This window comes from Bosea vestrisii, assembly GCF_030144325.1.
GTDB classification, from domain to species: domain Bacteria; phylum Pseudomonadota; class Alphaproteobacteria; order Rhizobiales; family Beijerinckiaceae; genus Allobosea; species Allobosea vestrisii_A.
Map to the genome: position 1 here is coordinate 580,644 of NZ_CP126307.1, position 11,921 is coordinate 592,564.

Below are 11,921 nucleotides of genomic sequence, written 5' to 3' on the forward strand. Positions count from 1 at the left end.
CGCTCCGCCCTACATGGCCGATTTCACAGGCCCCGCCTGAAGGAGCGAAACATGACCATCAAGACCGCGCTTGCCGCGACAGCCTTGGCCTCCTGTCTGCTGGCGGCCCCAGCCCTTGCGCAGAGCGTCAACCTCTACACGACCCGCGAGCCCGCCCTCCTCAACCCGGTCATCGAAGCCTTCACCAAGGACACCGGCATCAAGGTCAACGCGGTCTTCCTCAAGGACGGCCTGCAGCAGCGCATCCAGGCCGAGGGCGCAAACAGCCCGGCCGACGTGATGCTCGTCGTCGATGTCGGCGAGATCCAGGCTGCTGCCGATGCCGGCATCACCCAGCCGGTGCAGTCTGCGCTCGTCGACAAGACCGTTCCCGCGGCTCTGCGTGGCGCCGGCAACAATTGGGTCACGCTGACCCAGCGCGCCCGTATCGTCGTCGTCTCGAAGGACCGGGTGAAGCAGGACGCGATCACCTATGACGAGCTCGCCGATCCCAAGTGGAAGGGCAAGTTCTGCATCCGCGCCGGCCAGCACCCCTATAACAATGCCTTCTTCGCCGCCTATCTCGCCCGCAACGGCGCCGAGAAGACCGAGACCTTCCTGAAGGCGATCAAGGCCAACACCGCCCGCAAGCCCGGCGGCGGCGACCGCGACGTCGCCCGCGACATCCTCTCGGGCCAGTGCGACATCGCCATCATCAACACCTACTATATCGGGCTGATGAGCAAGGCGACGAACGAGCAGAAGGGCTGGTACGAGGCGATCAAGCCGCTGAAGACCACCTTCGCGGGCGGCGGCACCCATGTGAACGTCTCGGCCGCCGCGATCGCCAAGAACGCGCCGAACAAGGACAGCGCCGTCAAGCTGATCGAGTACATGCTTGGTGAGAAGGCGCAGCACCTCTATGCCGACGGCAATTTCGAGTATCCGGTCAATGCCGACGTCAAGCAGGCCGAGGCGGTCAAGCTGCTCGGCGCCCTGACGCCCGACACGACCCCGCTCGGCGACATCGCCAAGAACCGCAAGGCCGCGTCCGAGCTCGTCGACAAGGTCGGCTTCGACAATTGAGCCTGAACGCACCCGCGACACCTGCAGAACGGCCGCCAGCAACCCGCTGGCGGCCGTCGACGCGTCTGCTGTATGTCACGGTGGCTGCGGCGGGGCTGGTCGCGCTGCCAGTGCTGGCGCTCGCCTTCACCGCGCTGTCGCGCGAGGCGCTGACGGTCTGGCCGCATCTGACCGCCAACGTCTTGCCTGTCGCGCTCTGGAACACCGCCCTGCTGCTCGCCGGCATCGCCCTGTTCTGCGGGGCTGTCGGAACCGGCGCTGCCTGGCTGGTGACGCAATACGAGTTTCCCGGCCGGCGCAGCCTGGAATGGCTGCTCGTGCTGCCGCTCGCGTTGCCGACCTACATCACCGCCTATGTCTACGTCGAAATCCTCGGCTTCCAGGGGCCGTTCCAGAGCGCGCTCAGGGCGCTCACCGGCTGGCGCTCGCTGCGCGACTACTGGTTTCCCGACCCGCGCAACCTGCCGGGCGCGATCCTGATCCTCGGGCTCGTGCTCTACCCTTATGTCTATCTCAGCGTTCGCGCACTGTTCGCCATGCAGAGCGCCGCGCTGATCGAATCCGCCCGCACGCTCGGAACCAGGCGCTGGCCGCTGTTCTGGCGCATCGGCCTGCCGATGGCCCGTCCCGCCCTCGCCGCCGGGCTGACGCTCGCTCTGCTCGAGACGCTCAACGATATCGGCGCCAGCGAATATCTCGGCGTCCGCTCGCTGACCATCTCGGTCTACACCACCTGGATCAATCGCGGCTCGCTGGCGGGCGCCACCCAGATCGCCTGCGTCATGCTGCTCGTCGTCGTCGGGCTGATGGTCGCCGAGGCGCGGACGCGCGGGGCGCGCCGTTTCACCCTGCCGGTGAAACGGCCGCGGCCGGTCGGCCGCATCCGGCTTTCCGGCGCCCGTGCCTGGACGGCAGCAGTCGCCTGCTTTCTGCCCGCGCTGTTCGGCGCGGTGCTGCCGCTCTTTTATCTGCTCGGCGAATTGTGGCGCCGCGACCTCTTCGCCCAGGCCGATGCGGCGCTGTGGCGGGCACTCGCCAACACCGTCTCGATCTCGGCGCTTTCGGCCGCGCTGATCGTGGCAATCGGCCTCGGCATCGCCGCGGCGCTTCGACTCGGGCGCGAGCGTGCCTTGCCGGCGCTCGCCCGCATCGCCTCGCTCGGTTACGCTTTGCCGGGGACGGTTCTGGCGCTCGGCCTGCTGGTGCCGCTCGCCGCCTTCGACAACCTCGTCGCCGATGCGAGCCGCGCGCTCCTGGGCGTGAGCCCCGGCCTGCTGCTTCTCGGCTCCGGCGCCGCGCTGGTGATTGCCTATCTGGTGCGCTTCCTGACCATCGCGGTGAACGGCGTCGAAAGCGGCTATGCCCGCATCTCGCCGCGTATCGACGACGCGGCGCGCTCGCTCGGCGCGAACAGGCACGAGCTCCTGCATCGGCTGCACTGGCCACTCATGCGCCCTGCCATCGCGGCCGCCGCCCTGCTCGTCTTCGTCGACTGCATGAAAGAGCTGCCGGCGACGCTGCTACTGCGCCCGCTGAACTTCGATACCCTGGCCACGCTCGTTTACGGACATGCCGCTCGCGGCGTCTTCGAGGACGGCGCCCTGGCAGCCCTGCTGATCGTCGCGATCGGCATCTATCCGGCGCTCAGGCTGGCCCGAGCCGGCGAACAGTTGCCGGAATCGCGGGAAAATTGAACTATTTCCCCGGCTTTGCGAGCGTCGTCCGGGGCGCTGAACTCGACATTCGTAAACCGGGGGGCTAAACCCTTGCCGCGCGACATATATCGGCCGCCTCAAGCCGATTCGGCCGCGATATCAGGATGCCTGACGACGACACCTCCGCCGTCGGGCCGATGAAGGCCAAACGCCAGGCCATGTCACGACGCACACTCTTCCTCGGCCTCGCCGCCGCTGCGCTGCTGCTCGTCCTCGGGCTGCGGCCGTGGAATCTGGCGTTGTCGCATGTCGAGCGTTCCGTCATCGCCGGCATCGAGGCCCGGACCGGCCTCAAGGTGACGGCGCTGCGCCGCGCCGAGATCGCTTTTCTGCCCCTGCCCCGGATCAGCCTGTCGGATGTGAGTTTCGTCGATCCGCAGGGCGTGCTGTCAGGTAAGGCGGCGCGTCTGCGTGCCCGCGCCCGGCTGCTGTCACTGATCGGCGGCCAGCTCGACTTCGACCGCATCGACCTCGTCGCCCCCGAGCTCGATCTCGCTGTGGCTGACACCGGTAGCTACGCCGAATGGCAGAACCGCGCGCTGGGTTATCTCACCCGCCTCGAAAGCCAGACCCGGCTCATCCTGACCTCCGGCAGCGTCATGATCCGTGCCGGCGGCACAGTTCTGACCACGCTGCGCGACGTCAATGTGGTGATCGACGAGCGGACTGCCCAGGCGCCGGTCACCCTTGCCGGCTCGTTCAGCTGGCGCGGCGAAGCCACCAAGGTGGACCTGTTCTGGCCGGTGGCTGGGGAGCGGGCACGCACCGGCTTCTCACTCGGCTCGCGCTTGATGAGCCTGCGGTTCAACGGCACGCGCTCGGCTGCGCAGGGCGTCACCAACGGCCAGATCGAGTTCAGCACGAAATCGCTCCCGGACGCCCTGGCCTGGATCGGACCGCGCCCGCGCATCGCCTCGCTGGTTCGCCAAGTCGAGCTGACCGCGCAGGCTCAGCTCAGCCAGAACAGCGCCTCGCTCGACTCCGTCGTCGCCATGGTCGATGGCGATCAGCTCGACGGCGCGCTGAAGCTCGACGGCTCGATGCCGAACTGGGCGCTCTCCGGGACGCTCGCCGGAGCCGAGTTCGATCTCGGCCGCCTGCTCCAGCAGGCTGGGCTGCCGGCGCCTTCCGGAGGTGGTGAGGCCGGTAACGCACCGCTCGAGTTCGATAGCTGGACCACCAATGATATCGACCTGCGCCTGTCGCTCGATTCCGCGAAGGTCGGCAGCGCCCGTGTCCGCGATCTGGCGGCGCAGCTGCTGATACGCAAAGGCAGGTTCGAGGCCTCGCTCCTGCGCGCCGCCGCCTATGGCGGCTCGGCCCGCGCCCGAATCCTCGCCACGCCGGTTGCGGCCGGCTCGGACGTCAAGCTGCAGCTCGGGCTGGAGAAGGTGAATCTGGCGCTGGCGGCCGACGACCTGCCGGAGCTCGCCCGCCTCAGCGGCACAGCGACCGGCCAACTCGCCTTCGACGGTGTCGGAAATAGCCTGGACCAGGTGGTGAGTTCGCTGACCGGCCGGGCCAATCTGACGATCCGGCAAGGCGAGTTCCGCGGCATCGCCTTCGCCGATTTGCTGCGCAAGGCCGAGAAGCCTCCGGCCTCAGCGCGCGACTGGCGCCAAGGCAAAAGCGCCTTCGAAACCCTGCAGCTGGCTGCGCTCGCCAATCTCGGCGTGCTCTACCTCACCGACACTCAGCTCGCCGGCTCGGGCTACGGCGTCGTCCTGAACGGCACTGCCGATCTCAGCCGGCGCTGGCTCGACCTCAACGGCGCCCTGAGCTCGACCGCGACCTCGACGCGCGTGCCGTTCGAGGTCCGCGGCCCCTTCTTCGGCGCCGCCTTCACACCCGAGATCGATGCGGCCTTACGGACGCCAGGCCCGCCGATCCCGCTGCTGCGCTAGGCGCGCATCGTTCTCGGGCGAAGCGAAGCGCAGACCCGAAATCTCATGATGAGAAAGCGCGCCCTGGGGCCTCTTCCGGCCTGAGACATGGTCGGCTCAAGGCCGACCATGGCGTCACTTCACGGCGGGCCTCGCCGGGGTCGGCTCACGCCTCCCCAGCCGGCTCCTCGCCCCCACCGTTCTCGCCGCCGCCGTTCTCGGCCTCGCCGGTCTCGCCCTCTTCGTCGGCCTCCTCGCCGATCCGCTCGACCGAGACAACCTTCTCGCCCTCAGCCGTGTCGAAGATGGTGACGCCTTGCGTCGAACGTCCGGCGATGCGGATCGGCTTGGGGCCCTCCACCGGGATGCGGATGACCTGGCCGCCATCGGTGACCAGCATGATCTGGTCGGTCTCTGTCACCGGGAACGAGGCAATCAGCTTGCCGTTGCGCTCGTTGACGACCATGGCGGTGATGCCCTTGCCGCCCCGCCCGGTGACCCGGTACTCGAACGACGAGGTGCGCTTGCCATAGCCCTTTTCCGACACCGTCAGGATGAACTGCTCAGACGCGCCCATCTCGGCGTATTTGTCCTGGCCGAGCTCGATGTCACCGGCGGCCTCTTCCGCGTCGGCAACCGGCGCGGCCGTCTCGTCGCCATCGCCGGTCACGGCGCGGCGCGCCGCCGAGGCGAGCTTCAGGTAAGCAGCGCGCTCGTCCGGCGTCGCATCGAGATGGTGCAGGATCGCGAGCGAGATCACCTCGTCGCCCTTGGCAAGGTTAATGCCGCGCACGCCGGTCGAGTCGCGCCCCTTGAAGACGCGCACCTCCGGCACGGCGAAGCGAATGCTCTGGCCCTCGGCAGTCGTCAGCAGCACGTCGTCATGCTCGGAGCAGATCTGCACGTCGACGATGGAATCACCCTCGTCGAGCTTCATCGCGATCTTGCCGTTGCGGTTGACCTGAACGAAGTCGGAGAGCTTGTTGCGCCGGACATTGCCTGTCCTGGTCGCGAACATCACGTCGAGCCGCTCCCAGCTCTCCTCGTCCTCCGGCAGCGGCATCACCGTGGTGATGCGCTCGTCCTTGTCCAGCGGCAGCATGTTGTTGAGGAACTTGCCGCGCGCGTTCGGCGCCGACAGCGGCAACCGCCAGACCTTCTCCTTGTAGGCCTGGCCCAGCGAGGAGAAGAAGATGATCGGCGTATGCGTGTCGGCGACGAAGAGGCGGGTGACGAAATCCTCCTCGCGGGTCGACATGCCGGAGCGGCCCTTGCCGCCGCGCTTCTGCGCCCGATAGGTCGAGAGCGGCACACGCTTGATGTAGCCCGCATGGCTGACGGTGACGACCATGTCCTCGCGGGCGATCAGGTCCTCGTCGTCGAGGTCGGAACCCCAGTCCTGGATCACCGTGCGGCGCGGCGTGGCGAAGGCGGCCTTCACCTCGGCAAGCTCGGTCTTGATGATCTCCTGGATGCGCACCCGCGAACGCAGGATGTCGAGATAATTGGCGATCTCCTTGGCGAGCTTTTCGAGCTCGTCGCCGATCTCGTCACGACCGAGAGCGGTCAGGCGGGCAAGGCGCAGCTCGAGGATCGCCTTGGCCTGCGCGTCCGAGAGCCGATAGGTGCCGTCGGCATTCATCGGGTGACGCGGATCGTCGACCAGCGCGATCAGCGGTGCGATATCCTCGGCCGGCCAGTCCCGCGCCATCAAGGATTCATGCGCCGCGGCTGGTGTCGGCGCCGTGCGGATCAGGCGGATGACCTCATCGATATTCGCGACGGCGGTGGCGAGACCGCACAAGACATGGGCCCGCTCGCGCGCCTTGTTGAGCAAATAGCGGGTGCGCCGCGAGACGACTTCCTCACGGAACTCGACGAAGGCGGAGATGAAATCCTTGAGATTCAGGATTTCGGGCCGGCCGCCTGTCAGCGCCACCATGTTGGCACCGAAGGAGGTCTGCAGCGGGGTGAAGCGATAGAGCTGGTTCAGCACCACGTCGGCGACGGCATCGCGCTTGATCTCGATGACGACGCGCACGCCCTCGCGGTTCGATTCGTCGCGCAGGTCGGAGATGCCTTCGATCCGCTTCTCGCGGACGAGATCGGCGATCTTCTCGACCATCGTCGCCTTGTTCACCTGGTAGGGCACCTCGGTGACGATGATCGCCTCGCGCTCCTTGCGTAGCTCCTCGATATGCGTCTTCGAGCGCATCATGATCGAGCCGCGCCCGGTGTGATAGGCCGAATGGATGCCACTGCGGCCCATGATCTGGGCGCCGGTCGGGAAGTCCGGGCCGGGCACGATCTCGATCAGCTCGTCGATCGTGATCTCAGGATTCTCGATCAGCGCGATGCAGGCGTCGATCACCTCGCCGAGATTGTGCGGCGGGATATTGGTCGCCATGCCGACCGCGATGCCGCCGGCGCCGTTGACGAGCAGGTTCGGATAGCGCGCCGGCAGGACCGTCGGCTCATGCTCCTTGCCGTCATAGTTCGGCTGGAAGTTGACGGTGTCGAGGTCGAGGTCTTCCAGCAGCGGCATCGCCGCCTTGTCGAGGCGCGCCTCGGTGTAGCGATCGGCCGCCGGGCTGTCGCCGTCCATCGAGCCGAAATTGCCCTGGCCGTCGATCAGCGGCAGGCGCAGCGAGAAATCCTGCGCCATGCGCACCAGCGCGTCATAGACCGCGAGATTGCCGTGCGGATGGTATTTACCCATCGTGTCGCCGACGATGCGGGCGCATTTCGTATAGGGCCGGTCGGGCAGGTTCTTGTTCTCGTGCATCGAGAACAGGATGCGCCGGTGCACGGGCTTCAGGCCGTCGCGGACATCGGGAAGAGCGCGGCTGACGATCACGCTCATCGCGTAATCGAGATAGCTCTTCTTCATCTCGTCGGTGATCGCGATCGGCTTGATGTCGCCGCCGAACTGCGGGCCGTCGTCGCGCTTGTCGTCGTTGTCTTCGCTCAAGGGGAAAAGTCCCGTTTACCGCTGGTTTTTCAACGTTCTGGCTAGCCGATTCCGGCGCGCGAAGCCAGCAAAACGCGAATCTATTCAGAGAAAATAAAACCGTTTGATCGCAGCGGGTTGCGGGTGATTCTTGATTCGCTTTCGCGTGCCTTCCGCAATCTCGCCATGTTTCATGCGTGGTCGCGTACGGAAATTGCCAGATGCGTCATCGCGAGGATGCGAGCTAGATCTTCCGAACCTGCGGAGCGAAGCGCCGAAAGGCGTCTTCGATCTCCTCGTAGCAGCACGCAACCTCATTGAGTGAGAGGCGAAAGCCGTACCAGGTGACTGGCCACTCCTTTAAGGGATCGGTGACCGTAGGCACAAAACGCGCAGGCTCCGCCAGGTGAACCAGGACAGCCTTGGTATCCAGATTGGGATCGAAGGAATAACCCTGCACCGCGTCCCACGGCACCTTTCGCACAAACACGTACGGTGCCGTGATCCCCTCCGCATCGAACGCCAGGTGGATCGAGCGATCGAGCTCGCCAAATGCTTTTCCAAAGGCAAGAAGCAGGAACAGGAAGCCGAAAATAGTTCCACCTATAATGGCGGTCCATCCCCCTTGGACACGAGAAGGGCCACCAGAAATCCACCGAAGCAAACATAGAAAAGCGCCGCCCCGCGGCTCTCATTGCCGCGAAATTCGATGCGGTTCGGCGCATTGGTCTCGGCCTGCACGTCGAAGACGCTCATGTCGTCTGGTTCGTTGCAGCAAGCTAGCATAGCGTAGCGGAATGTTCGCCGAATATCTCTCCTCCGCCCTCGTCACCCTGCTGGTGACGCTAGATCCGCCCGGGCTGGCGCCGATCTTCTTGTCGCTGACGCGCGGCATGTCGGCCAGCGAGCGCCGGCAGGTCGCGGTGCGTGCCTGCATCATCGCCTTCTGCATCATGGCCTTCTTCGGCCTCGCCGGTGACGTGGTGCTGAAGGCGCTCGGCGTCTCGCTGCCGGCCTTCCGCATCGCCGGCGGCCTGCTGCTGTTCTGGATCTCGTTCGAGATGGTGTTCGAGCGCCGCAACGAGCGCAAGCAGCAGACGGCCGAGACCGCGATCACCCAGGACCACATCCGCAACGTCGCCGCCTTCCCGCTGGCGATTCCGCTGATGGCAGGCCCCGGTGCGCTGACCGCGATGATGCTGCTCGCCGGCCGCGCCAATGGCGACATCGCCATGCTGGCCTCGCTCGCCGCGATCTGCGGGCTGGTGGTCCTCTCCTGCCTCGTCGTCTTCCTGATGGCGGTGCCGATCGCGCGGCTGCTCGGCATCACCGGCAATGTCGTGCTGACTCGCCTGCTCGGCGTCATCCTCGCCGCACTGGCGGTGCAGTTCGTCATCGACGGCGTGCGCGCCGTGATCCGGAGCGGCTAAGCCGCCCCGGATCGAATCTCGGCTCAGGCGGCTCGCGCCAGCTGCCAGCGGACAATGTCGACCAGCACGAAGAGCGCGAGGCTGACACCGGCCAGCGGCAGCGCCCAGCCCAATCCCGCGGCGACGAGAGCCGCCAGCGCCCTGCCCGGCCAGCCGAGCCGCAGCCAGGCCTGGACCAGCGTCCGCGGCAGCGAGGCCGAGCCCCACCATCAGCAATTGGTTCGGCCAGCCGATCAGGATGCCCATATGGGCGTCGATCCCCCAGCGGATCAGCTTGGCGAGCAGCGGCACCTGCGAAAGCAGCGCTGCCGAAGTCGAGCCGACCCGGCACAGCTACGCCTTGACATAAACGAACGCCTCCTTGCCCGAAGCCAGACGGACGCTGATCCGCTTGTAGTCGGCGACCTCGTAGCGATCAGCCGCCGCGAGCTCCTCGGCGCTGATGCTGAAGACCTTGCCGGCAACGCTGTCGGCCGGCTCGTCGCTCGGCGCCACCACCGGGTGGAAGCGCTTGCCGCTGGTGCGGATCACCTCGGGATCGGTGATCTCCAGCATGGTCTGGGAAAAACCCGGCATGGCGTCGTCATGGCCGTCGAGGAGGCGGCCGAAGGCCGAGAGTTGGACGTTCTCCTGCTGCAGCGTGCCATAGGAAAACAGGAAAATGCTGCGATCCTCGGCCATGCTCGCTCCGTACCAGGCGCGCCTCTAGAGCGCCGCCAGCAGCTTTTCGCGCGCCGCACGCGAGCCGGCAAGACGCTGCCGTGCCGCAGCCAGGATAAGCTCCGGCGCCTCCTGCGGCGTGCCCGCCCGGAAAGGCGGCTCCGGCGCATATTCGAGCGAGAGCTGGATCGTCTGCGCCTCCTCCTCGCCGAGCAGTTCGGCGATCACGGTGAGCCCGAAATCGATGCCGGAGGTGACGCCGCCGGCCGTGATCAGGTTGCCGTCGCGCACGACCCGCCCCTGCGTGGGGATCGCGCCGAACCGCGCCAGCAGGTCATGCGCGTTCCAGTGGCTGGTGGCGCGCTTACCCTTCAGCAACCCGGCCGTGCCCAGCACCAGCGATCCCGTGCAGACCGAGGTGAGATAACGCACCTGCACGGCCCGCTCGCGCAGGAAGGCGAGCACGGTTTCATCCTGGAGCAAGGCATTGACCCCGGCGCCGCCCGGCACGCAGAGCACGTCGAGCGGCGGGCACTCGGCGAAGGTCGTGGTCGGCGTCAGCGTCAGCCCGGTCGCGGCCTTGAGCGGCGCAGTATCCTTCCAGATCAGATGCACCTCAGCACCCCGGGCCGAAGCGAAGACCTCATAGGGACCGGTCAGGTCGAGCTGCTGGACCTGCGGGAAGACGAGGATGCCGAAGCTGAGAGACATGGGCGGAACTCCTGATTGACGGGAGCAGCGTAGCGGGCAAAGCTCTGGCTGAACTGCCAAGCATCCCTCGCTTCATGCCAAACATGCGCCGCATCGAGATCCTGACCTTCCCCGGCGGGCAATTGCTCGACGTCGCCGGGCCCTTGCAGGTCTTCGCCACCGCCAACGATCTTGCGTCCATCGCTGGCCGGCCCCTGCCCTATGAAACTGCGGTCGTCGCCGCTGAACGCCGCGTGATCACGAGCGCGAAGCTCGAACTCGTCGCGATGCCGCTCCCCGAGCCAACCGCGCCGCTGCACACTTTGGTCGTCGCCGGCGGCTATGGCGTCAACGCCGCCTGCCACGATGCGGCACTGGTCGCCTGGGTCCGGCAGCGCTCGGCGTCAGCGCAGCGCGTCGCTTCGGTCTGCAGCGGCGCCTTCCTGCTCGCGGTGGCGGGCGTGCTCGACGGCAAGCGCGCCGTGACGCATTGGGGTCGCTGCGCCGAATTCCGGGCGATGTTCCCTTCCGTACGGCTCGAGCCCGATCCGATCTATGTCCGCGACGGCAATGTCTGGACCTCTGCCGGCGTCACCGCCGGGATCGACCTCGCTTTGGCGCTGGTCGAGGTCGATCTCGGCCGTGAGCCGGCGCTCGCCATCGCCCGCCAGCTCGTCGTCTTCCTGAAGCGCCCCGGCGGCCAGGCCCAGTTCAGCGCGGCGCTCACCCTGCAGGAGAAGGACGAGCGTTTCGACCGTTTGCATGGCTGGATCGTCGAGAACCTGCGCGGCGATCTCTCGCTGGAGCGGCTGGCCGGCGAGGCCAGGATGAGCCTGCGCAGCTTCGCCCGGCATTATCGCCAGGCGACAGGCCGCACGCCCGCCCGCGCCGTTGAGGAACTCCGGATAGAGACCGCGCGCCGCCTGCTCGAACAGGGTCTCTCGGTCGCGCAGGCCGGCCGTCGCTGCGGCTTCGGCTCCGAGGAAACCTTGCGCCGCGCCTTCCTGCGCCGGCTCGGAGCCAGCCCACAGGCCTATCGCGAGCGCTTTGCGGGATAGCGTCGGTCAACCGTCTACAGCGCCAACTCCATCAGCCTTTCGCCATTGGCACGGGTCTCACCCGTATCCTGAAACCCCCGCGCCAGATAGAAGCCGTGCGGCCCGGCGGCACCAGGCACATAGCTCAGCCGGGCGAGCGTGTATCCCTGCGCCGGAAGGCCCTCCAGCCAGAGCGCGATCGCTTCGCGCCCATAGCCTTTGCCCTGGTGACGCCCATCGATCATGAAGCGCCAGAGGAAGCAGCTCGCGCCATCATCCTCCGGCCGCCACATAATGAAGCCGACCGGTTCGTCGCCGGCGTAGATCGCCCAGAATACCGCGTCCGGATTGAAATGAGCCTGCGCGATCGAGACCGCATTTGGCGCGACGAAACCGCTTTGCGCCTCATGCGGTTCAAGCTCGCAGATGGTTCGCACGGTTTCGCCCGTGATCTCCCGCAATGTGACGACAGGCGTAGTCAAACGGTCAGC

10 protein-coding genes are annotated in these 11,921 nt (G+C 66.7%); 5 read left to right on the top strand and 5 right to left on the bottom strand.

Annotation, left to right across the window (positions count from 1 at the left end):
* Positions 1–51: 51 nt before the first annotated feature.
* The 3 genes from QO058_RS02715 (at position 52) to QO058_RS02725 (ending at position 4,684) form a co-directional block, all read left to right on the top strand.
* Entirely contained in the window at positions 52–1,065 is a 1,014-nt protein-coding gene (locus tag QO058_RS02715) for an extracellular solute-binding protein (RefSeq protein WP_284170200.1), read from the top strand.
* Positions 1,062–2,759 (top strand): ABC transporter permease, encoded by a 1,698-nt coding sequence (locus QO058_RS02720; protein ID WP_284170201.1) that lies wholly within the window; start codon positions 1,062–1,064, stop codon positions 2,757–2,759. The genes QO058_RS02715 and QO058_RS02720 overlap by 4 nt, the downstream gene beginning before the upstream one ends.
* A gap of 125 nt (positions 2,760–2,884) precedes the next feature.
* Complete coding sequence (locus tag QO058_RS02725; RefSeq protein ID WP_284170202.1) at positions 2,885–4,684, top strand: AsmA family protein; 1,800 nt, start codon at positions 2,885–2,887, stop codon at positions 4,682–4,684.
* A gap of 145 nt (positions 4,685–4,829) precedes the next feature.
* Here QO058_RS02725 and gyrA read toward each other — a convergent pair whose 3' ends face one another.
* Positions 4,830–7,634 (bottom strand): DNA gyrase subunit A, encoded by a 2,805-nt coding sequence (gyrA, locus tag QO058_RS02730; protein WP_284170203.1) that lies wholly within the window; start codon positions 7,632–7,634, stop codon positions 4,830–4,832.
* Positions 7,635–8,216: 582 nt separating this feature from the next.
* Entirely contained in the window at positions 8,217–8,369 is a 153-nt protein-coding gene (locus QO058_RS02735; protein ID WP_284170204.1) for a hypothetical protein, read from the bottom strand.
* Positions 8,370–8,410: 41 nt separating this feature from the next.
* Between QO058_RS02735 and QO058_RS02740 the strand changes: the two genes are divergently transcribed.
* Positions 8,411–9,043: a MarC family protein gene (locus QO058_RS02740; RefSeq protein WP_284170205.1), complete on the top strand. Its 633-nt coding sequence runs from the start codon at positions 8,411–8,413 to the stop codon at positions 9,041–9,043.
* A 333-nt stretch (positions 9,044–9,376) separates the two neighbouring features.
* Here the strand turns inward: QO058_RS02740 and QO058_RS02745 are convergent, their stop codons facing one another.
* Positions 9,377–9,724, bottom strand: a complete 348-nt coding sequence (locus tag QO058_RS02745; RefSeq protein WP_284170206.1) for a gamma-glutamylcyclotransferase family protein — start codon at positions 9,722–9,724, stop codon at positions 9,377–9,379.
* Between the two features lie 24 nt (positions 9,725–9,748).
* Entirely contained in the window at positions 9,749–10,414 is a 666-nt protein-coding gene (locus tag QO058_RS02750) for a DJ-1/PfpI family protein (RefSeq protein WP_284170207.1), read from the bottom strand.
* Between the two features lie 83 nt (positions 10,415–10,497).
* Here QO058_RS02750 and QO058_RS02755 point away from each other — a divergent pair, with 83 nt between their 5' ends.
* Positions 10,498–11,451: a GlxA family transcriptional regulator gene (locus tag QO058_RS02755; protein WP_284173079.1), complete on the top strand. Its 954-nt coding sequence runs from the start codon at positions 10,498–10,500 to the stop codon at positions 11,449–11,451.
* Positions 11,452–11,465: 14 nt separating this feature from the next.
* On the opposite strand, the gene QO058_RS02760 is transcribed toward QO058_RS02755, so the two are convergent.
* Positions 11,466–11,912, bottom strand: a complete 447-nt coding sequence (locus tag QO058_RS02760; RefSeq protein ID WP_284170208.1) for a GNAT family N-acetyltransferase — start codon at positions 11,910–11,912, stop codon at positions 11,466–11,468.
* Positions 11,913–11,921 lie beyond the last annotated feature (9 nt).

Coding starts and splice junctions, on each gene's coding strand:
- QO058_RS02715 (WP_284170200.1), top strand. CDS start 52: ATGACCATCAAGACCGCGCTTGCCGCGACAGCCTTGGCCTCCTGTCTG.
- QO058_RS02725 (WP_284170202.1), top strand. CDS start 2,885: ATGCCTGACGACGACACCTCCGCCGTCGGGCCGATGAAGGCCAAACGC.
- QO058_RS02735 (WP_284170204.1), bottom strand. CDS start 8,369: ATGAGCGTCTTCGACGTGCAGGCCGAGACCAATGCGCCGAACCGCATC.
- QO058_RS02740 (WP_284170205.1), top strand. CDS start 8,411: ATGTTCGCCGAATATCTCTCCTCCGCCCTCGTCACCCTGCTGGTGACG.
- QO058_RS02745 (WP_284170206.1), bottom strand. CDS start 9,724: ATGGCCGAGGATCGCAGCATTTTCCTGTTTTCCTATGGCACGCTGCAG.
- QO058_RS02750 (WP_284170207.1), bottom strand. CDS start 10,414: ATGTCTCTCAGCTTCGGCATCCTCGTCTTCCCGCAGGTCCAGCAGCTC.
- QO058_RS02755 (WP_284173079.1), top strand. CDS start 10,498: ATGCGCCGCATCGAGATCCTGACCTTCCCCGGCGGGCAATTGCTCGAC.